The 26,045-nt window shown below is 62.7% G+C and carries 21 protein-coding genes and 1 pseudogene; 9 read left to right on the top strand and 13 right to left on the bottom strand.

Annotated elements, in window-relative coordinates; all coding sequences use genetic code 11:
• Positions 1 to 39 precede the first annotated feature (39 nt).
• Positions 40 to 1,338, bottom strand: coding sequence for an ABC transporter substrate-binding protein (locus tag QP803_RS21655; RefSeq protein ID WP_284945597.1), 1,299 nt, complete (start codon positions 1,336 to 1,338; stop codon positions 40 to 42).
• Here QP803_RS21655 and QP803_RS21650 point away from each other — a divergent pair.
• The 3 genes and pseudogenes from QP803_RS21650 to QP803_RS21640 all read left to right on the top strand — a co-directional run bounded on the left by QP803_RS21650 (position 1,222) and on the right by QP803_RS21640 (position 4,859).
• Positions 1,222 to 2,282: pseudogene (locus QP803_RS21650) on the top strand (SDR family NAD(P)-dependent oxidoreductase). The gene QP803_RS21655 and the pseudogene QP803_RS21650 overlap by 117 nt on opposite strands.
• 20 nt (positions 2,283 to 2,302) lie before the next feature.
• A complete protein-coding gene (locus QP803_RS21645) occupies positions 2,303 to 3,115 on the top strand; it encodes a carbohydrate ABC transporter permease (RefSeq protein ID WP_284945594.1) in 813 nt (270 codons plus the stop codon).
• Positions 3,116 to 3,137: 22 nt separating this feature from the next.
• Positions 3,138 to 4,859 carry an IlvD/Edd family dehydratase gene (locus QP803_RS21640; protein WP_284945592.1) on the top strand — a complete coding sequence of 574 codons (1,722 nt, stop codon included), beginning with the start codon at positions 3,138 to 3,140 and terminating at the stop codon, positions 4,857 to 4,859.
• Here QP803_RS21640 and QP803_RS21635 read toward each other — a convergent pair.
• Positions 4,846 to 6,252 carry a hypothetical protein gene (locus QP803_RS21635; RefSeq protein WP_284945590.1) on the bottom strand — a complete coding sequence of 469 codons (1,407 nt, stop codon included), beginning with the start codon at positions 6,250 to 6,252 and terminating at the stop codon, positions 4,846 to 4,848. The genes QP803_RS21640 and QP803_RS21635 overlap by 14 nt on opposite strands.
• A 71-nt stretch (positions 6,253 to 6,323) precedes the next feature.
• Positions 6,324 to 7,760: an FAD-dependent oxidoreductase gene (locus tag QP803_RS21630; protein WP_284945588.1), complete on the bottom strand. Its 1,437-nt coding sequence runs from the start codon at positions 7,758 to 7,760 to the stop codon at positions 6,324 to 6,326.
• Between the two features lie 148 nt (positions 7,761 to 7,908).
• Here QP803_RS21630 and QP803_RS21625 point away from each other — a divergent pair, with 148 nt between their 5' ends.
• A complete protein-coding gene (locus QP803_RS21625) occupies positions 7,909 to 8,550 on the top strand; it encodes a response regulator (protein WP_284945585.1) in 642 nt (213 codons plus the stop codon).
• A gap of 7 nt (positions 8,551 to 8,557) precedes the next feature.
• On the opposite strand, the gene QP803_RS21620 is transcribed toward QP803_RS21625, so the two are convergent.
• On the bottom strand, positions 8,558 to 10,288 hold the full coding sequence (locus tag QP803_RS21620; protein ID WP_284945582.1) for an ATP-binding response regulator: 1,731 nt from the start codon (positions 10,286 to 10,288) through the stop codon (positions 8,558 to 8,560).
• A 330-nt stretch (positions 10,289 to 10,618) separates the two neighbouring features.
• Between QP803_RS21620 and QP803_RS21615 the strand changes: the two genes are divergently transcribed.
• Both QP803_RS21615 and QP803_RS21610 read left to right on the top strand, forming a co-directional pair.
• A complete protein-coding gene (locus tag QP803_RS21615) occupies positions 10,619 to 11,146 on the top strand; it encodes a YMGG-like glycine zipper-containing protein (RefSeq protein WP_284945579.1) in 528 nt (175 codons plus the stop codon).
• Entirely contained in the window at positions 11,143 to 12,249 is a 1,107-nt protein-coding gene (locus QP803_RS21610; protein ID WP_284945576.1) for a hypothetical protein, read from the top strand. Before QP803_RS21615 ends, QP803_RS21610 begins: the two co-directional genes overlap by 4 nt.
• A 26-nt stretch (positions 12,250 to 12,275) precedes the next feature.
• Here the strand turns inward: QP803_RS21610 and QP803_RS21605 are convergent, their stop codons facing one another.
• Positions 12,276 to 13,088 carry a phosphodiesterase gene (locus QP803_RS21605; protein ID WP_284945573.1) on the bottom strand — a complete coding sequence of 271 codons (813 nt, stop codon included), beginning with the start codon at positions 13,086 to 13,088 and terminating at the stop codon, positions 12,276 to 12,278.
• A 75-nt stretch (positions 13,089 to 13,163) separates the two neighbouring features.
• Here QP803_RS21605 and QP803_RS21600 point away from each other — a divergent pair, with 75 nt between their 5' ends.
• Entirely contained in the window at positions 13,164 to 14,072 is a 909-nt protein-coding gene (locus QP803_RS21600) for an ATP-grasp fold amidoligase family protein (RefSeq protein WP_284945570.1), read from the top strand.
• Here QP803_RS21600 and QP803_RS21595 read toward each other — a convergent pair.
• The 8 genes from QP803_RS21595 to lhgO all read right to left on the bottom strand — a co-directional run bounded on the left by QP803_RS21595 (position 14,069) and on the right by lhgO (position 23,502).
• The gene (locus tag QP803_RS21595; RefSeq protein ID WP_284945567.1) at positions 14,069 to 15,031 is read right to left on the bottom strand and encodes a branched-chain amino acid ABC transporter permease; all 963 of its coding nucleotides are present in this window, start codon (positions 15,029 to 15,031) and stop codon (positions 14,069 to 14,071) included. The two genes, QP803_RS21600 and QP803_RS21595, sit on opposite strands and share 4 nt — an antisense overlap.
• A 1-nt stretch (position 15,032) precedes the next feature.
• Positions 15,033 to 16,673, bottom strand: a complete 1,641-nt coding sequence (locus QP803_RS21590; protein ID WP_284945564.1) for an ABC transporter permease subunit — start codon at positions 16,671 to 16,673, stop codon at positions 15,033 to 15,035.
• Positions 16,670 to 17,407, bottom strand: a complete 738-nt coding sequence (locus QP803_RS21585; protein ID WP_284945561.1) for an ABC transporter ATP-binding protein — start codon at positions 17,405 to 17,407, stop codon at positions 16,670 to 16,672. Before QP803_RS21585 ends, QP803_RS21590 begins: the two co-directional genes overlap by 4 nt.
• Positions 17,404 to 18,657: an ABC transporter substrate-binding protein gene (locus tag QP803_RS21580; protein WP_284945558.1), complete on the bottom strand. Its 1,254-nt coding sequence runs from the start codon at positions 18,655 to 18,657 to the stop codon at positions 17,404 to 17,406. The genes QP803_RS21585 and QP803_RS21580 overlap by 4 nt, the downstream gene beginning before the upstream one ends.
• A gap of 24 nt (positions 18,658 to 18,681) precedes the next feature.
• On the bottom strand, positions 18,682 to 20,451 hold the full coding sequence (locus QP803_RS21575; RefSeq protein WP_284945555.1) for an FAD-dependent oxidoreductase: 1,770 nt from the start codon (positions 20,449 to 20,451) through the stop codon (positions 18,682 to 18,684).
• Between the two features lie 91 nt (positions 20,452 to 20,542).
• Positions 20,543 to 21,439, bottom strand: coding sequence for an AraC family transcriptional regulator (locus tag QP803_RS21570; RefSeq protein WP_284945553.1), 897 nt, complete (start codon positions 21,437 to 21,439; stop codon positions 20,543 to 20,545).
• A 90-nt stretch (positions 21,440 to 21,529) separates the two neighbouring features.
• Positions 21,530 to 22,288 (bottom strand): SDR family NAD(P)-dependent oxidoreductase, encoded by a 759-nt coding sequence (locus tag QP803_RS21565; protein ID WP_284945552.1) that lies wholly within the window; start codon positions 22,286 to 22,288, stop codon positions 21,530 to 21,532.
• Positions 22,289 to 22,296: 8 nt separating this feature from the next.
• On the bottom strand, positions 22,297 to 23,502 hold the full coding sequence (gene lhgO, locus QP803_RS21560; RefSeq protein ID WP_284947996.1) for an L-2-hydroxyglutarate oxidase: 1,206 nt from the start codon (positions 23,500 to 23,502) through the stop codon (positions 22,297 to 22,299).
• 146 nt (positions 23,503 to 23,648) lie between these two features.
• On the opposite strand from lhgO, the gene QP803_RS21555 reads away from it, so the two are divergent.
• On the top strand, positions 23,649 to 24,362 hold the full coding sequence (locus tag QP803_RS21555; RefSeq protein WP_284945551.1) for a GntR family transcriptional regulator: 714 nt from the start codon (positions 23,649 to 23,651) through the stop codon (positions 24,360 to 24,362).
• Positions 24,363 to 24,393: 31 nt separating this feature from the next.
• Positions 24,394 to 26,019 carry a GMC family oxidoreductase gene (locus tag QP803_RS21550; protein ID WP_284945549.1) on the top strand — a complete coding sequence of 542 codons (1,626 nt, stop codon included), beginning with the start codon at positions 24,394 to 24,396 and terminating at the stop codon, positions 26,017 to 26,019.
• Positions 26,020 to 26,045: the final 26 nt, after the last annotated feature.

Below are 26,045 nucleotides of genomic sequence, written 5' to 3'. Positions count from 1 at the left end.
GACCGCACGTTTAGACCAGTCGCTCTCTCGTAGGACGGCTCACTGCTTCTGCGCGGCAGGCAGATTGTTCCAGGTATCCTGCATCTTCTGCAAGGCGGCCGTCACCGTCATCTGCTGCGCGAACGCCGCGTTCAGCGTGCTCGATCCGGTATCGACGACACTCGGCTGAATGACGTTGTCGATCATCGGATATTTGGAGAAACCTTGATCCGACAGGCCGAGCAGACCGGCATAGAGCGGATTGGTGGCTTCGTAGCCTTCCCGCGCCGGGATCAACCCAGCTTTGGACAGGATCTTTTGGCCATCGCCACTCATCATGAAGGTGAGGAAGGCGGCTGCGTCCTTCTTGTTGTCGGAGGATTTGAGGAGCGACAGGCCATCGCCCGGCATCTGAACGACGCCCTTGATCGGGGTATCCGAATAGGGCAGCGGGAAGACGCCGAGATCTGGGCCGAGCTTGTCATAAAGCTGCTGAAGGTTCCAGTTTCCATCAACGATCATCGCCGCCTGTCCGGCATTGAACTTGGTCAGGATATCGGACGCCGTCAGCACGTCGGGGTTGGTGCATTTCGACGCATGTAGATCCGCCCATTTCTGAACCTGCTTCACCAACTCGGGTGAGGTCCAGGCGATCTTGCCATTGGCGAGACCCGGAAGGTCACCCACGGGATAGAGGCCGGCAACCAGATAGCTGAGATCGTAGAAGGGATAGAATTCCGAACTCAGCGCCTGGCTGTCGCTGCCATATAGCATCGGCGTAATGCCGGCGGCGCGGAGCTTCGTGCAGGCATCGGCGAGTTCCGACCAGTCACGCGGGGCAGCGGCGATTCCGGCCTTCTTGAGCAGCGCCTTATTGTAGAATCCGATGTAGAACTGATCCTCGAACGGCACCAGATACAGCGCCTTGCTGGTGTCGAAATCCTCAGACGCCCACTTCAAACCCTTCATCTGCGCAAGATCGGACGCGGCCAGAAGCGGCTTCACGTCGGCCAGCAAATGGGAATATTTCAGATCGAACATGCCGGTCCACATGACCGCCAGATCGGGCGCCTTATGCGAAATGGCCGCCGCCGTCAGCAGCGCGAAATAGTTGTCGGCCGGCTGGCTGACGACATTGACCTTCACATCGGGGTCTTTCGCCTCGAAGGCGGTCACCAGGGCATTGAGCGCCGTGGCATTCACCTCGGTTCCATAATTGTGCCAGATCGTAAGATCGCCGGCATGCGCGGTGGCGGCACCGATCCAGCCGACCGCGCCGAAAACGGCGGCGGCCAGACAGGATTTGAATCGATGCTTTCGCGGCGGCGCAGCCTGATGAGCCATGACGGTCTGAGACACGGGAACTCTCCTCCATTTCAGCGGTTGCGCCGATTCCGAAGCCGATACGGAGATTTCCGAAATCGCCCTTGGAAAAATCATACGATATGTTTTAATGCTACGGCTCCGCTGTCAATCGAAATTCGGTGTCGGCGCGAAATCTTTCCGGCGACCACCCGCGTGAAGGACCTGCTCATGGACGTGACCGACACCATCTACCCAAGTCTTCAGGGGCAATCGGTCCTGATCACTGGCGGCGCGTCCGGCATCGGCGAGAGCATCGTCGAGCATTTCTGCGCCCAGGGGTCGCGAGTGACCTTTCTCGATTTGCAACGCGACGCGGGGGAGGCGCTGGCTGATCGCATCGCGGGCGAAGGGCATGATCGCCCGACCTTCATCGCCTGCGATCTCACCGATCTCGCGGCGCTGCGCACGGCCGTCGGCACGGCGGCGGCCCTGCATGGCCCCGCCACGGTCCTGGTGAACAATGCCGGCAATGATGACCGTCATCTTGTCCAGGATGTCACAGAGGATTTGTGGCAGAACCGGATGGATACCAATCTCCGCCATCAGTTCTTCGCGGCGCAAGCGGTGCGCCCCGGCATGAAGGCGGCGGGTGGCGGTTCCATCATCTGCTTCGGCTCCATCGCCTTTATCGCAGGCGAAGCCGGCTACATCGCCTATGTCACCGCGAAGGCGGCATCGCCGGCATGACGCGCGGTCTGGCGCGTGAGCTGGGGCCGGATCGTATTCGCGTCAATTGCGCCGTGCCCGGCTGGGTGATGACCAAGCGCCAGATCGACCTCTGGCTGGATGCTGAAGGCGAGCGCCAGATTCGCGAGCGGCAATGCCTGCCTGACAAGCTGATGCCCGCCGACCTCGCGCGCATGGTGCTGTGGCTCGGCTCGAACGACAGCCGCATGTGCACGGGGCAGAACTTCATCGTCGATGCGGGATGGGTATGACCCTGGGCGCTGTCTGACCCATGCGCGCCCTTCTCAGCCCCGCCGCGCGGCGGTTCCTCATGCTGCCACTCGGCCTCGTGCTGGTGGTGATGCTGTTTCCGTTCTTCGTCATCGGCCGGTCCTCGATCGAGGTGACAGACGCGGCTGGAGCATCCGTCTTTTCGACACGCAATTGGACGACGTTGTTCGCGCATCTTCCGGTCGCGCGGCAGCTGTTCAACTCGACCGTCATTACCTTGGGCTCCGTCGGCGTCATTCTTCTGATCAGTTCGCTCGCGGCCTTCGCGCTGACGAAACTACGGTTTCGGTTTGGCGGGCCGCTTTTGGGTGCGGTCGCGGCCAGCATGATGATTCCGATGCAGTCGATCATCTTGACCGAGTTCATCAACTTCGCGGCCTTCAGTCTCACCGATAACTTCCTTTCGGTCATCATCACCTATGCGGCCCTCGGCGTGCCCTTCGGCACCTTCCTGATGACCTCCTTCATGCGCGACGTGCCGGACGAGTTGATGGAGGCCGCCCAAATCGACGGCATGTCCTATTGGGGCATCTTCACCCGCATCATCCTGCCCCTGAGCGCGCCGGCCCTGCTGGCAGTAGCGGTGCTGCAGTTCATCCAGATCTGGGATGATCTTCTCGTCGCCTTGATCTTCCTTCAGGAGCCGGCGGTGCGCACCATCACGGTCGGTCTCGCGGTTCTACAATCGGGTCGCGTTCTCGATATTCCCGTTCTGCTTGCGGGATCTTTGCTGAGCGCTCTGCCGGCGATGCTCGCCTACCTGCTGTTTCAACGATACCTGATCGGCGGGCTCATGCTCGGCATCGGCAAATAGACGGTCCTTGGAGCCCATCCCCATGACGAAAAAACCGTTGCGTTCGCAAGCCTGGTTCGGCGGGTCCAGCAAAGATGCCATCATGCACCGCAGCTGGATGAAGAATCAGGGCCTCACCGCCGATTCCTTCGATGGCCGGCCGGTGATCGGCATCTGCAATACCTGGTCGGAGCTGACGCCGTGCAATGCGCATCTGCGCGGCCTTGCTGACCGCGTCAAACGCGGCGTGCTGGAAGCCGGCGGCCTGCCGCTCGAATTCCCCACCATGTCGCTGGGCGAATCCAATCTGCGGCCGACCGCCATGCTGTATCGCAACCTCGCCTCGATGGATGTCGAGGAGTCGATCCGGGGTAATCCGGTCGATGGCGTCGTGCTGCTGGTGGGCTGCGACAAGACCACACCGGCCCTCGTGATGGGGGCCGCGTCCTGCGATCTGCCGACCATCGTGCTGTCGGGCGGCCCCATGCTCAACGGCCGCGTGCGCGGCGAGGCGGTGGGGTCCGGCACCTCCATCTGGCGCTACAGCGAGGACGTGAAGGCGGGCCGCATGACGCTGGCGGACTTCATGGGCGCCGAGTCTGGCATGAGCCGCTCTGCCGGCAGCTGCAACACCATGGGCACAGCCTCCACGATGGCGAGCATGGTCGAGGCGCTCGGCATCGCGCTGCCCGAGAATGCCGCCCTCCCCGCCGTCGATGCGCGGCGTTTCGCGCTGGCGCAGGTCACCGGGCGGCGGATCGTCGATATGGTGAAAGACGACATGCGGCTCTCGTCGCTGCTGGTGCCGGCAGCCTTTCGCAATGCCATTCGCGTCAATGGCGCCATCGGCGGCTCGACCAATGCGGTGCTGCATCTCATTGCCATCGTGGGGCGCATCGGGGTGGAACTCGGCCTCGACGATTGGGACGAGTTTGGGCGCGGCGTGCCGACCATCGTCGACCTGCAACCCTCCGGCCGTTTTCTGATGGAGGAGTTTTGCTATGCCGGCGGCGTGCCTGTGGTCATGCGCGCGCTCGCCGAGCACGGGCTGTTGGAGCGGGACGCCCCGAGTGTGACAGGCAGAACCGCCTGGGAGAATGTCGCGGAGGCCGAGAATTTCGGCCCGGAGGTTATTCGGTCCTTCACCGATCCGCTGACGCCCGAGGGCGGCATCGCTGTGCTGCGCGGCAACCTCGCCCCGAACGGCGCCGTCATCAAACCCTCAGCGGCGACGCCGGCGTTGATGCAGCATCGCGGCCGGGCCGTCGTCTTCGACACCATCGGGGAGTATAAGCGCCGCATTCTGGACCCCGATCTCGACATCGATGCCGACAGTGTCATGGTGCTCCGCAATTGCGGCCCGCGCGGTTATCCGGGGATGGCCGAGGTCGGCAATATGGGCCTGCCGCCCAAACTGCTCGCCCAAGGCGTGACAGACATGGTGCGTATTTCCGATGCCCGCATGTCCGGCACTGCCTATGGCACGGTGGTCCTGCATGTCGCCCCCGAAGCCGCCGCCGGCGGGCCCCTCGCCCTTGTGCGGGAAGGCGACATGATCGAGTTGGATGTCGCCGGACGACGCCTCGTGCTTGATGTGTCAGAGGACGAGCTTGCCATCCGGCGCGCGGCCTGGGTGCCCGCGACGCCCGCACCATCCGGCTATGAAAGCCTGTATGTGCGGCATGTTCTGCAAGCCGACCAAGGGGCCGATTTCGACTTCCTGCTGGGATGTCGTGGTGCCGCCGTTCCGCTCAATTCGCATTGACTGGACGCGGATTGGGCAAGGCCACTGCCCGTCGATAGACGGTGCAGTCCTCCCCCATGAGAGAGCCGTCGAAAACGGCGACGGCGGCATAGCCATAGGCGACCGGTCTTTGACTCCGCATCAAGGGGCCGCAGTCGAGGATGGTCGGCGCCGGCTCCGCGTTGCGCGCGCGATTGAAGAAGGCATCGAGATCAATCGGCGCCCGCCGCTTCTGATCCCAGATGATGAAGGATCCCGCACGCGCACCCTGCGCATAGAAGACGTGATCGACGCCGAGATAGCCGACTACCGTGCTCGCGATTGTGTCGTCGAGCGCGAAGATGGGTGCTTTCGCCCAGCCGCTCACTTCGATGAAGCGGGCCACGGCGCGGCCGTTGGAATAGGGCCTGACAGCATCGGCGGAGATCGCGCCCCATCCATTGACGGCCTGGCAGGCGACCAGGACCAGAAACAGACAGTGCGGCAGCAGCCCATGCCCCTGCGCCATCGCCCGATCACGACTGATCCAGACCGCACCGAGGAGAGCCATGAACAGCATCCCGTGATGCCACGGCCCGGGACCGTATTTGACGTGAAAGAAACCGGCCAACCCAAACGTCGCCACCGCCAGCAAGACCGCCGCGTCCGGCGCGCGGCGCCATTGTGCCAGGGCGATGCCGATCAGCATGACGCCCGCAACAGCAGCCCACAGCGGCTCCCGCCCGGCTGACTCGTAGACCACGCCGGAAAAGCTGCGCAGCGTTACGACCAGATGGGCCCAGGCGACATCAAAGTGCCAGCCCATCGCGATGCCGGAATCGGCCGGCGGATGCGCGGTCGCGACGGTGACACTCAATCCCGCCAGAAAGACGCCGGCCGCAAGGGCATCCCATCGTGTGCAGCGGGGGTGCGGCATCCGGTCGAAGACCATCGCGCAGGCACAGGCGCAGGCGATGATAGCGAACAACGCATGGACATTGGCCAGCAGCGCCAGCACCACCGCCAGCATGACCGGATGCTGGCGACGCTGGGGATAGGCGGCACAGAACCCCAGGAAAAGCAGATTGCCGAGCGCATAGCTGCGGCTTTTGACACCATACTCGAACAAGAGATCGTAGCCGAACGGCAGCAGCAGAAGCTCCAGCCGCGCAAACGGACCCCGAAAGACGATCAACCCGAGGGTCGCCGAGGCCGTCAGCCATTGCGCCAGCTGCATCCAGTGTGGCGCCCGTCCGAGAGCGCTCAAGGGCAGCAGCAGAAGGTACCAGAGAAGCGGATGCCCTTCATATCGCAGGTTACGCACCAGGTCAGCCAGACCATGGCTGTCACGAACGATCAGCCAAGCCTGGATTTCGTCCCGCCACATCGCATGATCGATCAATCCGACCGTGAGAACAGTGACCGCCGACAACACGATGAGCGCTCGAAACCTGAGTGACGGCGGAGAGCGGATGAGGCCATCGATCCTGGCGGGCAGCAACCGGATCATACCGGCTGAGCGGCAGTAGCCGTGACCAGACCTTGCTCCGTGATGATCGCCCGCTCTTGATAAACGTCGTCGCTGTTGACACTCCACAGATCATGCGCCGCGCCGCAAGCGATGTTCTCAGCGACCAGCAAGCCCATGAGGATGCTGTGATCCTGGTTGTTATATTTGAAGGACCCATAACGCCCGATCGGCCAAAGATTGGGAATGGTCTTGAGGAAGGCGACCACGGGCGCGAGGGTCGCCGCATAGTCGCGGGTATAGACGGGATAGCAGCGGGGAACGCGCTTGACTTTGCCCATCTGAATCTCTGCGCGATCGACGAGTTTCGCGTCGGCGATTTCCGCCATGGCGCGCGCAATAAGCTGCTCGTCGCTCTCCCGCCAGATGGCATCCTCGTCATTGCACCAATATTCGAGGGCAAGAATGCTCACCGCCTCGGTGCCATGAAGGTCTGGTGCCCAATTCCTGAAATTGGTGACGCGACCCATAGCCAGATTGGGCGAATGAACATACAGCCACTGGTCGGGGAAGACATCCGGCCGGCCGATGCGCAAATACACCAGGATGGTGTTGCGGAAGGTCAGGCGTGAAACAGCCGCCGTGACCTCGGCTGGCACATCGCGCAATCCCTGAACCATCAGGGTCAGCGGCATCGTGGTCACGACATGGTCACAGGCGACGAAGCGTCCGTCGTGAAGGATGACGCCTGTCGCGCGGCCGGCCTGGGTCACGACGCGCCCGACCGGGCTCTCCAGATGGAGCTTTCCGCCCGCTGCGAGGACCGACGCCGCCATCCGCTCATACACCTCGCCATTTCCGGCCTTGGGATAGGCGAAGAGATCGGCGAGCGTCCGGTGGCCGCCGCGCCCCCAGCCCAGCATGGAGACGACCGCCTGCCCGAGCGAGAAGCCCCGAATACGTTGCGCCGCGAAGTCCGCGCTCAATTCGGTACAAGGAATGCCCCATAGTTTTTCACTATAGGATTTGAAAAACATCTCGAACAACCGTCTGCCGAAACGGCCGACGACCCAGTGCTCGAAGGTGTCGACCGGCGTACGCCGCGGCGCCATGATCCTGGCGCCGCCATAGCTCAGCAGACAGCGCGCCGCGTTGACAGGTCCCATGTTCGCCAGGGCATTGCCGATCTTCAAAGGATAATCGAACAGCCGGTTTCGATAGAGAATGCGGGTCTGGCGCGCGACCATGCGGTAATCCGTGCCCATGACCTCCAGCCACGCGCGATTGACACGGGGATCTGTGCTGAAGAAGCGGTGCGGCCCGAGATCGACGCGCTGGCCCCATAAATCGAAGCTCCGGGCCATGCCACCGACCTTGGCACTCGCCTCGAACACCTCGACCGCGATGCCAAGCTTGCTGAGGGCATGGGCGGCGGTGATCCCGGCTGGCCCGGCACCAATGACACAGACCCGCATCGCCCCACCCCTCGACCGCCCAGACGCGACGAAGGCTAACCGATAGGGCGATGCCGGCAAAGGCGGCCGCAGGGCAGACGTCGTACGACCGTCTCTAGGACCCTCTCCGCCTTGCGTGCAGACCGGCGGATATCGGATAAACGGTGCAATGAAATTACTGATTGTCGATGACCATCCCGTCATGCGTCATGGCCTGGCCGCTCTGCTGCAGCAGAACGAGCCGGACACGGATGTGATATGGGCGGCCGACAGCCTGACCGGGCTCGACCTCACGGACACGCACCCCGACATCGACGCGGTGTTTCTGGACCTGTTGATGCCGGGGCTGGCCGGCATGCAGGCCATTCAGGAATTCGGCAAGCGCCGCCCGGCGCTGCCCGTCATCGTTCTGTCCTCGTCGGAGGACCCCGAGGATGTGCGGCGCGCCCTGGCGCTCGGCGCCTTGGGCTATGTTCCAAAATCGGCCGGGCCGCAAACCATCCTCTCGGCCTTGCGTCTGGTTCTGTCGGGAGAGGTGTATATTCCCGCCCTTATGCTGCTGGCGGGTGCGGATCCGGCGGCGCAAGGGTCCACCGGCCGCCATGGCCCCGGCGCTATCGAGCGACTGACGGCGCGTCAGGCGGACGTGTTGAAGTTGCTGGCCGGCGGCCTGCAGAACAAGGAGATTGCGGATGCTCTGGGGCTCGCGGACAAAACCGTCAAGACCCATATCACCGCCATCTTCAAGACGCTGAACGTGATCAATCGGACCCAGGCCGCGACCATTGCGCGCGAAGCCAAATTGGTCTGAATGCGGCTTAGTCATCGACGGCGTCGGGCGCACCATGCTTCATGAGATTGCCGATCGCCGCGCGAAGCTGACTATTCGTGACCGGCTTGTGCAATAGAAGAAAGCCGCTGCGTGAGGCTTCAATCAAACGATCCGGTGCGGTGTCGCCGGTGATGAGCATCGCGGGGATTTCCGCATTATATTCGGCGCGCAGGCGCTGAATGGACTTGATGCCGGTTTCGCCATTCGGAAGTCTGTAATCGGCGATAATCAAATCCGGCCGGGCGGGATGGCTGGCGAGCCGCTTCATCGCGGCGTCCCCCGAAGACACCGCAATGACCTCATGCCCCCAACTTGTCAGCAGGCTATACATCGCCTGCTGGATTGGCATCTCGTCATCGATCACCACCACGAAGCCGCGTTGCAGCGCACCGACGGAGCGCACGACCGTCGGTTCCCAGTGTGGGGCCTCGCGGGCGACCGGAACCGTGACGCTGAAGCACGAGCCGCGCCCAAGCGTGGATTGGACATCGAGGGGACATGCCAGCAGATCGGTCAGACGCCGCACAATGGCGAGGCCAAGGCCAAGACCTTTGCTGCGGTCCCGCTGCTGGTTCTCGATCTGGTAGAACTCCTGAAAGATCCGCGCCTTCTGATCAGCCGGGATGCCACGGCCCGTGTCCCATACCTGCACACGCAATGCCCGCCCCCGCCGGCATCCCACCACGACGCGCCCGTGGTCTGTATAGCGGATGGCGTTGGCGATGATGTTGCGCAGGATACGCTCCAGCAGAAGCGGATCGGTCTCGACGTTAATGCTGCTGGGCCACAGCACCAGTCCGATCGACTTCCCCGATGCCTCAGCCTCGAAGTCACGGACGATGCGCGTGAGCAGCGGTTGGATCGGGAAGGCTTGGCTGCGGACCTGCACGATGCCGGCGTCCAGGCGGGAGACGTCGAGCAGGGCGCTAAACAAATCATCCAATGCCATTACCGAGGCCTCGATCTGGTCGAGGAGCTGCACGGCCTGCTTGGGCATCGCCACACCGCGCAAGGCACCGACAAATAGACCGAGGGCATGGACCGGCTGACGGAGATCATGGCTCGCCGCTGCCAGGAACTGCGACTTGGCTTGGTTCGCCTGCTCGGCAAGATCCCTTTGGCGGAGAAGATCTTCGGCAAGCCTTTCCCGCTCCAGCCGCAGCGTCACCAACTTGGAGAAGTTGCGGTTGAATTGGACGCCGAGGCCGCCCATGCCGGCGATGAAGATGACCATCAGACCGGCCTCGGTCGCATGAAGGAGTCCGCCGGCCAGGGCGCTCCAGACCGCGAAGGGGAGTGTCGTCGGCAGGAAAATCGCCGCGAAGGCCGGAAGGTAGCTGCCGAAGGCCGGGATGGATCCGGCGGCGACCGCCAGGATGACGGTGAGCGCCACCATGTCCAGGCCATGCTCGATGGAGGGCGCCACAGCGATGGAGAGCCAGCCCCAGCCGATGCCCTCGGCGAAAGCGATCGCCGCAAAGGCCATGCCCCAGCCCTGTCCGCATCGCGTTGGGAGTGTCGCTTTGTCATAAGCACGCCGCAGGGCGATATGCGCATAGGCGCAGGTGCAGATCCACGTCATCCAAATAACGCCCTCACGCAGGGGCAGCACGCCGAGTTGAATAAAGGTGGCCCCCAGGACGATCGCCGCGCAGGCCGCCGCCGCCACACCGAGGGACACATTCCTGATAACGGCGGCAACCTGTTCAATACGCAATCGATCCTGCGTTAACAGATTGTCCTCCTTCACTTTTTGTCTCGGCTTTGTACCGATCATCCGTTCCGGTCTCTACGGGCGTCTCAGACTAAGCGGCGAAGACAGGACATGGAACATATCCGAATGGCTGATCGCCCGGATGCACCGGCAACCCGTGTGCGCAGGTGCGGCACAGCGCCCGAAACATCGGTGCAGGACGACCAGACCAGGTCTTAGGACCTTTGTCCAATTTACGAAAGTGTCAGTCTGCACTTAGTGACATGAACGTCGAACGATACGCGGCAGGCTTTCGATTTCCATAAAAACCGTCGAAGAGTTGAGGGTAATGATATGCGAGCGGCTGTAGTTCTGCTGAGTTTGACGATCGCCGTGGCGGGTTGCACCAACCCGGATGGCACGACCAATAACCCCGAAACGGGCGGCCTTGTCGGCGGCGGCACAGGTGCAGTCCTCGGTGGGCTGCTCGGGAATGTGCTCGGCCACTCGGCGCTTTCCACCGCGGCGGGCGTGGCCGTCGGCGGCTTGGCCGGATATTTGGCCGGGACCTATATCGGTCAGCAATTGGACCAGAGGGATCGCCAAGCCGCATCGGAATCGACGCAGGCCGCTTTGGATGAGCCTGTGGACATACCGCCACCGGGCCGGGCGGTTTATGTCCATCATGCTCGCCCTCGGAGGTGGCAGTCAGATCATACGACTGCGAGCGGCTCGACGACATTGGTCAAGGTCTCGGAGACGCCGAGCGGAAACGAATGTCGCCTGACCCGTCAACTCGCCGTCATCAACGGCAAGGAGGTCGAACAGCATATCAACTACTGCCAAACGGCGTCCGGTGGCTGGAAGGTCGAAAACGCATGAAACGCCTGTTGCATACCCTCGTGGCGCTGGGGGCGATCGTTCTTTCAACCCACGCCTACGCGGCCACAGTCTCATTGAAGGACGATGACGGGGGCACACGAGCGGCGTCCCCGCAGGCGGACAATGCGCAGACCTACCAGTCCTGTTCACAGGTCAATGCGCCTCTGTTCTCGGATTACCCGCCAAAGACGAATTACGACCTCAATAGCTACATGCATTACACGGTCTATCAGTCCGGAAACCTGAAGAATCTCATCATGTGGGGCGCGATCGATGAATGTGACGAGGCAAGGCTGAGAGAGGTGCTTGAGAAGGTCAGACCGATCGGCACGGTTTCTCTCTGGTCGGGTGGCGGTTCGGTGGATGAGGCCATGGCGATGGGACGCACCATGCGGGCCTATGGCGTGACGACGCTGGTCCAGGACGGCAATGAATGTGTGAGTGCGTGTAACTTCCTTTTCATGGCCGGCGTTATCCGCATGATCGAACCCAGAGGATCCTTCAAGGTTCATATGTTTGATAATAATGCCGCAGACAGTCTGCGCAGCGAATCCGCCTATCCACCCACTGATCTGGCAAGTTTCCTCAGGCGTTTTCCGTTTCGATCGGATGAGAGCATGGATGACGTCGATGCGGAGGTCAAAGCCGTCAACGACTCCAATCGTCAAGCTCTGGCGGCGCTGCGACCGATCGATCAATCCGACGAAGCCTTGCTCGACAGCAAGAGTTCGTCTGGTTCGACGCCGGTCGACCAGTCGAGCAAGGACATCGATACGGCAAATTCCTATTGCTCGTCCGCGCTGAACTTCGATCTGGAGTTGAACGATTCGCTCGCCGATCAGGAGTCGTATATCTCATCCTGCATCAAGAATTTGTCAAAACCCTATACGGATGAGGATTGGTTTGCGGACCAGGCACGTACCGAGGATGTAAAGGCCATCCAGCAGAATGCGGCACAGACTGCCGCGAAAATCGCGCGGTATTTGTCGGAAATGTCGATTTCTTTGAAGTTTTTGACGGACTTCGCCGACATCCCCAATGCCAGTCCCAAGGAATTGTCTGTCGATGAACTGCGAGACCTCTACATCGTCAATTCCGATTGAGGATCGCAGTTGGATCACAAGCCGGGTCAGGCGAAAGCAAACGGCCCCGGAAAGGTTCCAATCGGTATGCTATGCGTCACCATGCCACGGTCGGGCCGCCAATGATGCAGCAGAAACCCGGGCGGTTCGATGAACGAGGCCGGTTCGGCATCCGCTTGGGTTTGCAACGCAATCGTGGTCGCGGTGCTCGGCGCCGTGCAGAGCAGCGTGCCGCCGAACCGCATCTGCATCTGGCGATGAACATGGCCGCAGAGCACGCGCTCGACGGCGGGGAAGCGCCTTAGAACCTCGGCCAGCCGGTCTCCGCCGAAACAGCGGTATTCGTCGAGATAGGGCACGCCTGACACCAACGGCGGCTGATGCATCATCACCACGCTGGGCCGCTCGGCCTCGGCGCCGAGAACCTGCTCCAACCAGAGCAGCGCCGCGTCATCGACCACGCCGTGATGAAGGTCGGGCACTGTGACATCCAGCGCGATCACGCGCACCGGTCCCGCATCGTCAATGACGTAATGCAGCGGACCGGTCTGCGGCAGATAGGCGTGATCATGGAAAGCCGTGCGAAAGGCCAGCCGCTCATCATGATTACCCGGAATGACCAGAAGCTTCGGCTGCAACGCGGCCAGCACATCGCGGGCCACGGCATATTCGGCGGCCGCGCCCTCATCGACGACATCGCCCGTCAGCAGCACCACGTCCGGCGGCGGGTCCAGGGCATTGATCTGCGCGATCGCCGTGCGCAATGGCGCGGCAGTGTCGAGCACGTCCTGATATAGCAGCCCGCTGGGCCGGAGATGAGGGTCCGAAATTTGTGCAATCCACATGTCTTGTGCGTTCATGGGATGGCCTTGCCCGAACTATGGCTTCGCCGATAGGCTGGCGATCACCTACGGCAGGGAGTTGTCGTCACCATCATGACTGACGGACGTCTGCGGGCCCTTGCCGCCCGTATCATGGAATGGCGAACCACCGTCTACCGCGTCCGCGCCGCCTATGCGCGGGCTCATGGCCGCGCACCCCGTATTCTGCGGCCGTGTCGTTTCACCGAAAAGATGCAGTGGCGCAAGATCTTCGACCAGAACCCTGCCTTTCCGATCCTGTGCGACAAGCTGGCGGTGCGCGATTTCGTAACCGATCGCGTCGGGGGCAACCTGCTTGTGCCGCTCCTCTGGACCGGGATGCCGGAGGAGATTCCCTTCGATCGCATCACGCCGCCCTTTGTCCTCAAAAGCACCCATGCCAGCGGCCAGGTCATCATGGTAGGTCCGGATGAGGTCATCGACCGTGCTGCGATCCGTGCGCGTGCCGAGGCCTGGCTCGCGATTTGCCACGGCTCTGCCTATGACGAACCCGCTTACAAGGCTGTGCCGCGCCGGTTGATCATCGAGCGGACAATCACGACGGCCGCCGGAGCGCAGCCCGAGGAGGTTCGCCTCTTCGTCTTCGACGGCCGCGTCGCGGTCATCAACACCGTCTTCGTGGAGGATGGACGCGTCCGCAACGGCGCCTTCCACAAGCCGGACTGGACAAGGTTGAACTGGCATTTCACCCGCCGCGTAGATCGCGATTTCCCCAGGCCCGAGCGCCTCACGGATATGATCAGGATCGCCGAAGCGCTGGGTCAGGGCTTCGACCACCTGCGCGTCGATCTCTATGATGGGGGCGCGCAAATTTGGATCGGTGAGGTGACGGTCTATTCCTGGTCAGGGCATGTGCCTTTCAATCCGGATGAGGCCGACTTCGCCTTGGGCGCCGAATGGCGGCTTCGCGGCCCATTAGCCCGTGCCGCCCGATCCGTGCTGTTCCGACACCGACCGTTTTAAGCTTGGCTCTTCGACACGGATTTGGCTCTGGGCGCAGAGGTTTTTACCCAACCCGCGATGCCATCCGGCCGCGCCAGCATCATGCCGATGGCGATCAACCCGAGGCCGATGAGATACCAGGCACCGTAAGCCGCAAAAGCCGCGCGAAAGGCAAAGAACACCAGACAGCCGATCAACGGGCCTTCCATCGTGCCGATACCGCCGATGACCACGATGAAGATGATGTTCGCCGTCCAATCATTCACACTGAAGGCCGCATCGGGCGAAATGCGCACGTTCTGCAAAAACAACAGCGCGCCCACCAGGCCGGTTGCGGCCGCCACGAACACGTAGACCACCCGCTTCAGCCAAGCGACATCGACACCGAGGCTGGATGCCGCACTCTCGGCATCCCGGATCGCCGTCAGACCAAGGCCGAGACGGGAACGTAGCAGCAGCCCTACCATCAGGCTGATCGCCAGCGCGAGGGTTGCGGCGAAGGCGCAAAACAACAGCAACCGCTCGGGGCGGCTATGGCTGATGGCGAGGATCGAACGAATCGGCAGGCTCATGCCGGAACCGCCGCCGAGCGCCGAGACCTGAGCGATGGCAAGGCGGAACACCTCCGCCAGCACCCAACTCCCAATCGCGAAATGCGGCCCCCGCAGGCGAAACAGCAATCGGGCCGAAGGGATCGCGATCAGACCGCAGGCGACACCCGCGAGGGGCAGTGCTGCGACCACCGGGAACCCTAACAGTGCCACGAGGGCGAACAAGACATAGCCACCGAGACCGACATAGGCCTGCTGGCCGATAGAGACGACACCGGCGTAGCCCGCCAGCAGGTTCCACAGCGTGGCTAGCGCCAGGGTGGTGGAGAACTCGATGCCGAGCTGACGTGTCGATGGTCCGCCGAATAGCGGCGCACCGAGGCAGGCGAGCAGAATGACGGCGAAGAGGATCGTCGAGCGGCCCCGCATCCTAATCAGCCATTCGGGGAAACAGCCCACGCGGTGCCGCGAACAGGATTGCCAGGAAGGCCAGGTGTCCGACGAGGATTTGCAGGCCGGGATCGATACCCGCACCGATGGCTTGGCTCACGCCGAGGACCATGCCGCCAATCAGCGTGCCCCACAGATTGCCCAGGCCGCCGATGATAATCGCCTCGAAGCCAAACAGCAGTTGTTGCGGCCCGGAGACCGGCGTGAAGTTCGTGTAGCCGCCCATCAGCACACCTGCGAGGCCCGCGACCGCAAAGGCCAGCATAGTCGCGACGGCATACATGTGCCGGTTATCCACGCCCATCAGCCGGACCGTGACGGGATCATCCGATGTTGCCCGCAGCGCCGCACCGATTGGCGTGCGATACAGGAAGACCTGCAACCCGCCGATGACGGCGACGGCCGCGATCAGCACCCCCAAGGGGTAGATGCCGACTGACACGCCGGGGATCAGCATGATGCCGCGCGTGGTCATAGCGCCCATCGGCAGTTTGCGGCTATCGGCGCTGAAGACCAGTTGCAGCGCGTTCTGAATGACGATCGACAGGCCGAAGGTCACCAAAAGCGGCGGCAGGATGTCGCGTCCTAGCGTGCGGTTGAGCAGGAAACGCTGCAGGCCGTAGCCGATGGCGGCCATCACAGGCACGATCGCGATCAGGCAAAGGAGGGGGTGAATCCCGGCTTGTTGCACAAGCACCAGTGCCAAGAAGGCGGCCAGCACGATGATGTCTCCGTGCGCGAGATTGACCAAGCGCATGACGCCGAACATCAAGGACAGTCCGGTCGCGAACAAGGCATAGAAGCCGCCGACGAGAATGCCCTGCGCGACAATGTCGATCCAACCCGTCATGCCGCGCCACCTGCGGCGATGGCACCGAAATAGGCGTCCCCGATCTGAGCGCGATCCAGATCGCGGCTGGTGCCTTGCAGAACGACATGACCTTCCCGCAGGCAGTACAGCCGATCGGTCGCCCGCATGACCCGCGCGATGTCCTGCTCGACGATGACGATGCTGGTGCCGGAGTCGCGGATCGACGGCAGCGCCGCATAGACATCGGCGGCTGGTGCCGGAGTCGCGGATCGACGGCAGCGCCGCATAGACATCGGCGATCACCATCGGCGCGAGGCCGAGGCTGATCTCGTCACATAACAGCAGTCGCGGATTGGACATCAGCGCGCGACCGATCGCCACCATCTGCTGCTGCCCACCGGAAAGCTTTGTGGCTGCCCCGCCCCGACGCTCGCGCAGGATCGGAAACAGGTCCAGCACACGATCGAGCGTCCATCCGCCGGGGCGACGCGCATAGCCGCCCAGGCGCAGATTCTCCTCGACCGACAGCGACGGAAACAGCTTCCGACCCTCCGGCACCATGGCGATCCCGAGGCGCAGGATGCCTTCGGCGCGCATGCCGCCGATCGGCGATCCCGCCAGCGTGATGGCCTCGGGCCGCGCCGGCAGCAGGCCGGTGATGGCGCGCAGCAGTGTGGTTTTCCCAGCGCCATTGGCGCCAATCACCCCAACGATTTCGCCCTCGAAAAGGGTGAGGTCTATGCCGAACAGGGCCTGGAACTCGCCATAAAAGGCGGTGAGGCCGGTGACCTGGAGCAGAGGGTTGCTCACGCAACGGCCATGTCATCGATGCCGAGGTAGGTCTCGCGCGCGAGGGGGCTTGCCATGACGGCGCGGGGATCACCGGATGCGATGATCCGCCCGAAGTTCAGCACCAGCAGCCGGGTGATTGCCGGGATCAGGGCATGCAAGACATGCTCGATCCAGATGATGGCGACGCCGTCGGCGTGAATGGCGCGAATGGTCTCGACCAGCAGATGCGCTTCAGGGTCTGTCAACCCGCCCGCAATTTCATCGAGCAAGAGCAGGCGCGGAGATATCGCAAGGGCGCGGGCCAGTTCCAACCGTTTGCGCTCCAACAGGGTCAAGGTCCCGGCCTGCGCGGCGGCCTTGCCCGCGAGACCGGTACGGGCCAGCACCTCCCCGCAATAAGCGCGCGGATGAGCGACCCGCTGGCGCCCGGCAAATGACGCCCCGACCAGAAGGTTTTCCAAAACGCTCATGCGCTCGAAGGGACGTGGAATTTGGTAGGAACGCCCGATGCCCCGCGCGGCGCGGGCATGGGGCTGAAGCGTGGTCATGTCCTGCCCGTCGAACAGGATCCGGCCGGTGTCGGGTCGGATGTCGCCGCTGATGAGGTTGAACAAGGTGCTCTTTCCCGCACCGTTCGGCCCGATAATGCCGATCGCTTCGCCTGCCCGCACCTCCAATGACACATCATCGGTCACGACCAATGCGCCAAAGGCCTTGTTCAGACCGGTGACCGTGAGCAGCGCAGGGCTCACGCGATCGGCGCCATCGTGCCACCGGCGGGGATGGTCGGCGCCCCCGCGTTTTCGGTAATCACGAGATCGAACTGGTAAGGGCCACCAGGCGTCAGCCGCCACTGCCCGCCGACGAGCGGCGTCTTGGCGACGTTCTTGACCGGACCTTGGCCCCAGGCAATCGGCCCGACGATGGTATCGAGCCGCGTCTTGACCAGCGCTGCGAGCACAGACTCACGGTCGGTCGGGTCACTTGCCCGGCCCAGGGTATCGACCGCGATTTCGAGCAGGGCATGGGCGAAACCGATCGGCTGCGTCCATTGCTTGGCCGTCTTCTGGGTATAGGCAGCGGCGAGGGCCTTGGCGCTTTGTCCAGTCAAGGACGAGGTGAAGGGATGGTTCGGCGTCCACCACACTTCGGTCGAGAGGTTGTTGCCAGCAGCACCCAGCGCATTGACGGTTTCTGGAAACAAAAGTGCCTTACCGACGGTCGCGACGCGCGGCTTGAATCCTTGCTGCAAGGCCTGCGACCAGAAGGTCGTCCAGTCCGGGGGGATCACGACGCCGGTGACGATCTCGGCCTTCGCGGCTTTGAAGGCATTGATCTGCGCACTGAAGTCTGCGGACCCATCCTGGAAGCGGCCAGGATCGATCAGCGTGAAATGCTGAGCGGCAAGCGGGCCGGGAAAGCCATGCGCCTTATCGCCCCAGGCATTGCCATCGCCGTCATTGGGAAAGAGTGCGCCTACAACACGGTCGGTCTGCAATTGCCCCCACATGCCGGTATAAACCGCGATGACATCCTCAAGACCCCAGAAGAAATGGTAGGTATAGGTGAAGCCCTCATCCGGCTTGCCGCCGCGATTGAAGAACCAGGCCTGCCAGGGCGACACTGTCGAGACGCAGGGCACGCCCGCCAACTCACATTGATCTGACACCGGATTGGTGGTTTCCGGTGTCGAAGACACCAGCATGAGCGAGACGCCGTCATTGATGAGGTCATTGGCGACGGTGCTGGCGCGATTGGGGTCGGACTGGCTGTCGCGCACCTCCAGCGTAATGCCATGCGCCGCGAGCTTGCCGCCAAGTGCCGCGATGACGAAGGCATCCGCTGCGCCGAAGGGTGCAAGCGGTCCCGTTTCAGGACTGACATAGCCGATCTTGATAGGCTTGGCGGCGTGGGCGCGCAGCGGCAGGCTCGCCGCCAGGGCTGTCGCGCCAAACCCTTGCAGGATGTGGCGTCGGCTGGGCGTCAGGCGATGAGCGGTCATGGGTTTCTCCCGGTTTCTTCTTATTCACGCGGCCTGTTCGACGGCCTGATCTGCGGTTCGCCCGAGGATGCTGCCGATCGCGGCGAACAGATCACGCTCAGCCTCGGCGGAGGCCGCCTTGGCGCGCCATGCAATCTGCATATCCGGTCGGATGAGCAGGCAACCGGCCTCGGCGATGTCACGCAGCTCCGCCCAGCTTCCGTAGAGATCCTCATAATCGCGGTCCGGGCCGATCACCACGGCGGCGATGTCGATACCGAAGGCCTGGCGCGCGGCATGGGCAGCGGCGACCCAGGCCTCACCGCCGATGCCGGTGAGAAGGGTGAAGCGCCCCTTGCCCACCACGTCGAGGGTGGAGACGGGACGGCCGTTCCGCTGCAACCATACATGTGGCAGATGCGCGCCGGATCGCGTGCTCGGCTGGTAATATAATTCCCGGTCACGTGAAAAGCCGGGATCCGTCATAGCGTCTGGCACGATCGCGACGGAGGCGTAGCGCTGATTGAGTTCGACGCCGTGACAGTTGAACTCATAGTCCTTGAAGGCGATGGCCTTGCGCAGCGCTTCACGCTGCTCGGCAGCCTCGGGCGTATTCGTCTTGCGGTCCGCCATATGCTTGCGCATGACGTCGGGATCGTCGGTGTTCAACAGCCCGAGGGCCGCGAAGATCGGGCCAAATTCCTCGATGCTTTGATTGGCACGGGTCACGATCTGGCGGCCGATGGGCGCGCGTTCCTGATCGTAGCTATCGAGCAAAGCAGGCGCCGCCGTGCCGCGGATGACCATGGCGAGCTTCCAGGCCAGGTTATAGGCATCCTGAACGGAGGTATTGGAGCCGAGGCCGTTCGACGGCGGATGACGATGCACCGCATCCCCCACGCAGAAGACACGGCCGCTGGCATAGCGCGTGGCGAACATATTGTTCACCGTCCAGACCGAATGCGATTTGATCTTGATGGGAATGGAACTGTCGCCGATCAGGCGATGCGCCACTTCGGTTGCCATGGCATCATCGACTTCGGGCGGTGGTTCGTTGATGTCATAGCCCCAGACGATCAACCATTCATTCCATGGGCGCACCATGCGCACCAAACCCATGCCGATACCGCCGATGTTCGAGCCCGGCTGCAAGACCCAGTAGAGTACGCTCGGCCGGTGCTCCACATAGCGGGACAGGTCCGCCTCGAACACGATGTTCATGCTGCCGCCGACGCCCATCTTACCCTCGAAGGGGAGGCCGATATCCTCGGCTACCTTGCTGCGCCCGCCGTCTGCACCGATCAGATATTTCGCCCTGATCTGATAAGTGTCGCCGCTGAGGCGATCTCTCACAGTTGCGGTGACACCCTCCGCATCCTGCGCCAGTGCGAGGTATTCCGTATCGAAGCGCACGCGCGCGCCGCGTGTCGCCGCATTGCCGAGCAGGATCGGCTCAAGCAAATTCTGCGGCAGGTCGCACATCGTGGTCGGACTGGCCAAGGTATAGTCGGCGCGACGGCGCGGATGCGTGCCCCAGGTCTGGATCCGGCCGATCTCCTCACCGGCCATAGACGTGCAGAAGACCGTATTGCCCATCCACTCCTGCTTGACCGCGAGGCGCTTGACCTCCTCCTCGATCCCCATGTCGCGGAAGATTTCGAGCGCACGCTGATTGGTGATGTGGGCACGAGGTGTATCCGCGAGCCACCGATACTTGGTGACCAGGACTGTTTTTATGCCGTAGGTCGCGAGCAAAAGGGCGGCGGTTGAGCCCGCCGGCCCACTGCCGACAATCAGGACGTCGGTTTCGATCATTGTCGTTCCTCCCGCAGCGCGCGACTCTGCACGCGGTCTTTCACCCGCGTCCTGCACAATCCGGTTCGTCGGTCTGCACGAAACCGGCTTTCTAGAATGCAGTCCCGCGCCGGTACGCGGCGGGGGTGGTGCCGATCTCCCGATGAAACAGCCGTGTCAGATGCTCCTGATGCGTGAAGCCGCAGGTCTGCGCGATGGCGGCGATGGATGTGTTGGACCCGCTCAGCAAACGCTTGGCGTGGTCAAGACGCGCAAGAAGCACGTAGCGGTAGGGTGCGACGCCCAAGCTGCGCTTGAACAGCCGCGCAAAGCTCGTCTGGCTGAGCCCAGCCACCACCGCGAGGTCAGCAAGGCCGATCGGATGCGCGAGATGCGCCTGCACATAGTCGCAGACCTGGCGCCTTTGGCCCCTCGTCAGGACACCCTTCGATGCCTCCTCAATGCGGGCATGGCCGAGGTTGCGCGACAGAAGACGAAGCGCCAGGGCATGCGCCAAATAATCCGCCATGAGCACAGACTCTGGGTCACGGTCCGCGAGCAAGTGGCTCGCGGCGCGGGCCAGATCCTCGATCACCGGATCCAACTCACCCAGGCAGGGTTGTATTTCGGCATGGGCCGGGTCACCGCGAAAGACCTCCGCCGCGACATCGCGCAGGATCGCGTCGCGGACATAGATATGGACACTGGTCAGCGGCTGAGCGAGGCGCACCCGAAAGTCCGTGCCGCCAGGCAGGATGAATTGGCCGCCGGGCGGCACCCGGCGCTTGAGCTTGCCAAAGCCGATATGCCGCTCGACTTCGACAGGCCCGTCGAGATGCAAGATGATCAGATGATCATCGACCGCCGCGAAGCTATCTTCGTAGGGTTGTTCTCTTTGACGGGACGCATAGAGAGACCCCCAGCCCAGCGTATCGCTGGTCGAGTCGATGCGATGCTCCGGGCGCCGCAAGATCCCGTGCGTCTGTTTAACATCGAAGGCAGTCATCATGGCAGGCATTGTGCACTGCGGTATGTTGTGGGCGGTTTCCCTGGCCTCGATTGAACACTCTCGAACTCAAAAGTCCAGCGCTTCGGCCCGTCACCCGGCGATGGAAAACCCGCCATCGACGGGAATGGAAACGCCGGTCACGTAATCCGACGCGGCACTGGCCAGGAACACCGCGACGCCGGCAAGGTCTGCGGGGTCCCCCCAGCGGCCTGCGGGCGTGCGCGTCGTCACACGCTCATCCAGGCCGCCGATCTGCGCCCGCGCGGCCTGGCCCATCTCGGTCGCAATCCAACCGGGCAACACCGCGTTGACTTGGATATTGTCGGCGGCCCAGGCGACCGCGAGTGACCGCGTGAGCTGCACAAGGCCGCCCTTGCTTGCGCCATAGGCGGCCCCGAAGCTGGTGCCGAACAGGGACAGCATCGAGCCGATATTGATGATCTTGCCGCCGCCCTGGCGCTGCATGAAGGGATAGGCTTTCTGCGAGCAGACGAAGGCCGAGGTGAGGTTGGTGGCAATGACGCCGTTCCATTCCTCGATGGACAGATCTTCCGGCCGTCGGCGCGCGGCGATGCCGGCATTGTTGATAAGGATATCGATCCGGCCGAAAGCCTGCATGGCGCCTTCCATCAAGGCCGCACACCCCTCCGCCGTGCCGAGGTCACCCATGATGAAGGCGGCCGAACGGCCAAGCGCTGCAATCTCCGCCCTCGCCGCGTCGCCTTTGGTGGCGTCCCGACCGGTCAGGACGATATCGGCCCCAGCCTGGGCCAATCCGCGCGCCATCGCGAGGCCGATACCGCCATTGCCGCCGGTGACGAGCGCCACACGACCGTCGAGTTTGAACATGGGCATCCTCAGGAAACCGGATGATTGCTGGCGCCGACGCAGCGTCGCGCGATCATTTCGCCGATGGGAATGGCGGAGGTCGCCGCTGGAGACGGCGCGTTGCAGACGTGCAGCATCCGGTCCGTATTGAGGAACAGAAAATCATGCACCAGCGTACCGTCCTTCATCACGGCCTGGGCACGAATGCCGGCCTCATACGGCAGAAGATCGCTTTCCTGGAGGTCTGGACAATATTTTTGGCACTGCGCCAGGTAATGCGCCTTGGACAGGCTGTTGCGAAGCTCGGCCGTGCCAGAGCGCAGATTCTGGCCGACCACTCTCCAGAATCCGGGAAAGCGCAGATAGGTCAGCATGTCCCGGATATCGACGGCGAAGCGGCCATAGCCTTCGCGCGCCATGCCGAGTACGGCATTGGGCCCGACGGTCAGCGCACCGCCGATCATGGGCGTCAGGTGAATGCCGAGGAAGGGCAGATCCGGGTCGGGCACCGGATAAATCATATGCCTCAGGATGCCGCTCTTTTCCGGACGGACCAGATAATATTCACCCCGGAAGGGGATCACCTGATGCGTGATCGGCAGACCCGCGAGGCGCGCCAGCCGGTCTGACTGCAAACCTGCGCAGACTACGAGTTTGCGCGCGACCCAGTGGCGTTCCCCGGCGCGGATGGTGACCCCATCGGCATCTTCCGCAATGCCATCGACACGCGTGTCGAGTTCAATAACGCCGCCCGCCGCACGCAAATCCTCGGCCATGGCAGCGCAGACAAGGCGGTAATTGACGATACCACTATCCCGCACGAACAAGGCGCCGAGGCCCCGCACATTGGGTTCCCGCCGTCGCAGCGCCGCGGCGTCCAGCGGTTCCACCACGATGCCGTTCTGCTGGGCATTGATCTCCAACGCGCGCAGCCGCTCCATCTCGATCTCGCTGGTTGCCACGACAAGCTTACCGGGCGTCGCGAAGGGGATGTTGTGTTGGCGGCAATAGGTTTTTGTCGCCTGCGCCCCCCGTCGGCAAAGATCGGCCTTCAGGCTGCCAGGCTTGTAATAAATCCCCGCATGGATGACGCCGCTATTGTGGCCGGTCTGGTGAACGGCAAGGTCGCGCTCCTTTTCCAGGAGCACGATACGCGCCCCAGGTTCCAGGCGCACCAGTTCCAGCGCCGTCGCGAGGCCCACGATGCCGCCACCGATGACGCAGAAATCATGCATCACGCAGCGGCCGTCGTGGTCGTGATGGTCATCCGTTATCCTTATTGGCGCGCGAAGCCCCGTTATCAAAGTTGCAATCAATCTTGTCAACAATCCCGTTGACCAAACGAGTGGGGAAGCGTTTAGTCGCCTTGGGGATGGACCGCATGGACAATGCCAAAGTCGAAGACATGGCGGGCCGCGCTGGCAAAGCCGGCGATCAACGTGTCATGTCGGTGGTCAGCGCCTTGCAACACGATATCGTCTTCGGTCGCCTCAAACCCCGCGAACGCCTGGTGGAAGAAGAACTCAGCGACCGTTTCTCGGTCGGTCGCCATGTCATTCGCGCGGCCTTCGAAGAGCTCGATCGCGCCGGGCTGATCCAGCGTCGGCAAAACCGTGGCGCCGTCGTCAGCGACTATTCGGCAGAGGAAGTGGATGCGCTTTATGAAATACGCAGCATTTTGCAACAGCAGGCGGCGCAGCGCATTCCCTTGCCCGCCGATCCTGCATGGATCACGCAACTTCGCGCCGTCAATGACACCTATATCCGCTGCGGTGAGGCGGGTGACCTCAATGCCGCCTCGGTCGCCAATGATAGCTTCCACCAGATGATCTTCGGCGCCTGCCGCAATCGTCACCTCGCGGACTTGATACAGCATTACTGGGTCAAGACCGCCGCCATTCATTGCTATGCCATCGCCACGCCGGAACTCGCGGAAAAGTCGCGACAGGAACACGTCCAGATCATCAATGCCATGGAAGCAGGCGACCGCGTGGGTTTCGAAACCTTGTGTGTGCAGCACATGCAGCCCGCGCTTCAGGCCTTTAAGGCGGCGCATGGCGGCTGGCGCTCGTACCCACGAGACGCGCGGGCGTAAACACGGCGTCGATAGAGGGAGGACATAAGACTTGGCAAAAAGCCAGCCCGAAGACCCCAAGGTCTTCGACTATGTCATTGTCGGCGCCGGATCGGCTGGCTGCGTGCTCGCGAACCGTCTCACGGCATCGGGGCGGCACCGCGTGCTGCTGCTGGAGGCCGGCGGCCCAGACAACAATATCTGGATCCACATTCCCATAGGCTATGGCAGGCTGTTCAAGGACGTGCGCTACAACTGGATGTACCACACAGAGCCCGAACCCGAACTCAACAATCGCCGCATCTTCCAGCCACGCGGCAAGGTTTTGGGCGGATCAAGTTCCATCAACGGGTTGGTTTATCTGCGCGGCCAGAAGGAAGACTTCGACCTGTGGCGCCAGCTCGGCAATACCGGCTGGTCCTATGACGATGTCTTGCCCTATTTCAAGAAATCCGAAGATCATCAGCGCGGCGCGGATGCCTATCACGGCGTGGGCGGTCCTCTCGCCGTCTCCGATCCTCCGGCGCCCCATGAACTGGTCGAGGCCTTCATTCGGGCGGCCGCCGAGACCGGCTTGCAGCGCAATGAGGATTTCAACGGCGAGAGCCAGGAAGGCGCTGGCTATTTCCAGACCACCTCCCGCCGGGGCCGCCGGTGTAGCGCCGCCGTGGCGTTCCTGCGCCCGGCGATGAAGCGCGCCAATCTCACCGTCATGACCTATGCGATGGCCCAGACGGTGCTGTTCGAGGGTAAGCGCGCGACCGGCGTGTCCTTCCTGCATGAGGGCCGCATCAAGCGGGTGATGGCGGGTCGCGAGGTCATCCTGTCCGGTGGCGCCATCAACTCACCGCAGCTTCTGCAACTGTCAGGCTGGGGTCCGGCGGACCTGCTGCAGGAACACGGCATTGCGGTGATCCAGGATGCGCCGGGCGTCGGCGCCAATTTGCAAGATCATCTGCAAGTCCGCATGGTCTTCAAGGCCAAGAAGAAGGTGACCATCAACGACGCCTACCATCATCCGCTGCGTCGCATTGGCATGGGCCTCGAATACCTGATGTATCGCCGAGGCCCCCTGACGACGAGTGCGGGCCTGGGCACGGCCATCTTCAAGACCAATGAGCGCTATGCCACGCCTGATTGCGAGGTCCATTTCATTCCCTTCAGCACCGACAAGATGGGGGAAGCCCTGCATCCATACTCCGCCTTTACCGCGTCGGTCTGTCAGTTGCGGCCCGAGAGTCGCGGCAGCCTACGCATCAAGAGCGCCGATCCCGCCGCAGCGCCGGAAATTCGCGTCAATTACCTGGCGAGCCAAACCGACAGGCAGGCCAATATCGATGCGCTCCGCCGCCTGCGCGCCATCGTTCATGCCCCGGCCATGTGCGACTATCTGAAGGAAGAGACGGAGCCAGGACCTGGCATCACAAGCGATGCCGACCTCCTGGCCTATTGTCGCGAGCGGGGCAGCACGATCTATCACCCCACCTGCACCTGCATCATGGGGCCAGGGCCGGACGCCGTGGTTTCCCCCAGCCTCAAGGTGCATGGCGCGGAAGGGCTGCGTGTCGTTGATGGATCGATCATGCCGCGCCTCATCTCCGCCAATACCAATGCCGCCATCATCATGATCGGTGAGAAGGCCGCGGATATGATCCTGGCCGACGCCCAGGCGGCCTAAGTCTCACGATCAAAAGAGGGAAGAAA

Source organism: Acidisoma sp. PAMC 29798, assembly GCF_030252425.1.
Classification (GTDB): domain Bacteria; phylum Pseudomonadota; class Alphaproteobacteria; order Acetobacterales; family Acetobacteraceae; genus Acidisoma; species Acidisoma cladoniae.
The sequence above is the reverse complement of the archived record's forward strand: the minus strand, read 5'-3'. Positions and strand labels throughout refer to the sequence as shown.

What these genes read in the sequence shown, in the direction of transcription:
- QP803_RS21645 (WP_284945594.1), top strand. Translation starts at nt 2,303, where the DNA reads ATGCGCGCCCTTCTCAGCCCCGCCGCGCGGCGGTTCCTCATGCTGCCA.
- QP803_RS21640 (WP_284945592.1), top strand. Translation starts at nt 3,138, where the DNA reads ATGACGAAAAAACCGTTGCGTTCGCAAGCCTGGTTCGGCGGGTCCAGC.
- QP803_RS21630 (WP_284945588.1), bottom strand. Translation starts at nt 7,760, where the DNA reads ATGCGGGTCTGTGTCATTGGTGCCGGGCCAGCCGGGATCACCGCCGCC.
- QP803_RS21625 (WP_284945585.1), top strand. Translation starts at nt 7,909, where the DNA reads ATGAAATTACTGATTGTCGATGACCATCCCGTCATGCGTCATGGCCTG.
- QP803_RS21615 (WP_284945579.1), top strand. Translation starts at nt 10,619, where the DNA reads ATGCGAGCGGCTGTAGTTCTGCTGAGTTTGACGATCGCCGTGGCGGGT.
- QP803_RS21610 (WP_284945576.1), top strand. Translation starts at nt 11,143, where the DNA reads ATGAAACGCCTGTTGCATACCCTCGTGGCGCTGGGGGCGATCGTTCTT.
- QP803_RS21605 (WP_284945573.1), bottom strand. Translation starts at nt 13,088, where the DNA reads ATGAACGCACAAGACATGTGGATTGCACAAATTTCGGACCCTCATCTC.
- QP803_RS21600 (WP_284945570.1), top strand. Translation starts at nt 13,164, where the DNA reads ATGACTGACGGACGTCTGCGGGCCCTTGCCGCCCGTATCATGGAATGG.
- QP803_RS21595 (WP_284945567.1), bottom strand. Translation starts at nt 15,031, where the DNA reads ATGCGGGGCCGCTCGACGATCCTCTTCGCCGTCATTCTGCTCGCCTGC.
- QP803_RS21580 (WP_284945558.1), bottom strand. Translation starts at nt 18,657, where the DNA reads ATGACCGCTCATCGCCTGACGCCCAGCCGACGCCACATCCTGCAAGGG.
- QP803_RS21575 (WP_284945555.1), bottom strand. Translation starts at nt 20,451, where the DNA reads ATGATCGAAACCGACGTCCTGATTGTCGGCAGTGGGCCGGCGGGCTCA.
- QP803_RS21570 (WP_284945553.1), bottom strand. Translation starts at nt 21,439, where the DNA reads ATGATGACTGCCTTCGATGTTAAACAGACGCACGGGATCTTGCGGCGC.
- QP803_RS21565 (WP_284945552.1), bottom strand. Translation starts at nt 22,288, where the DNA reads ATGTTCAAACTCGACGGTCGTGTGGCGCTCGTCACCGGCGGCAATGGC.
- lhgO (WP_284947996.1), bottom strand. Translation starts at nt 23,502, where the DNA reads ATGCATGATTTCTGCGTCATCGGTGGCGGCATCGTGGGCCTCGCGACG.
- QP803_RS21555 (WP_284945551.1), top strand. Translation starts at nt 23,649, where the DNA reads ATGGACAATGCCAAAGTCGAAGACATGGCGGGCCGCGCTGGCAAAGCC.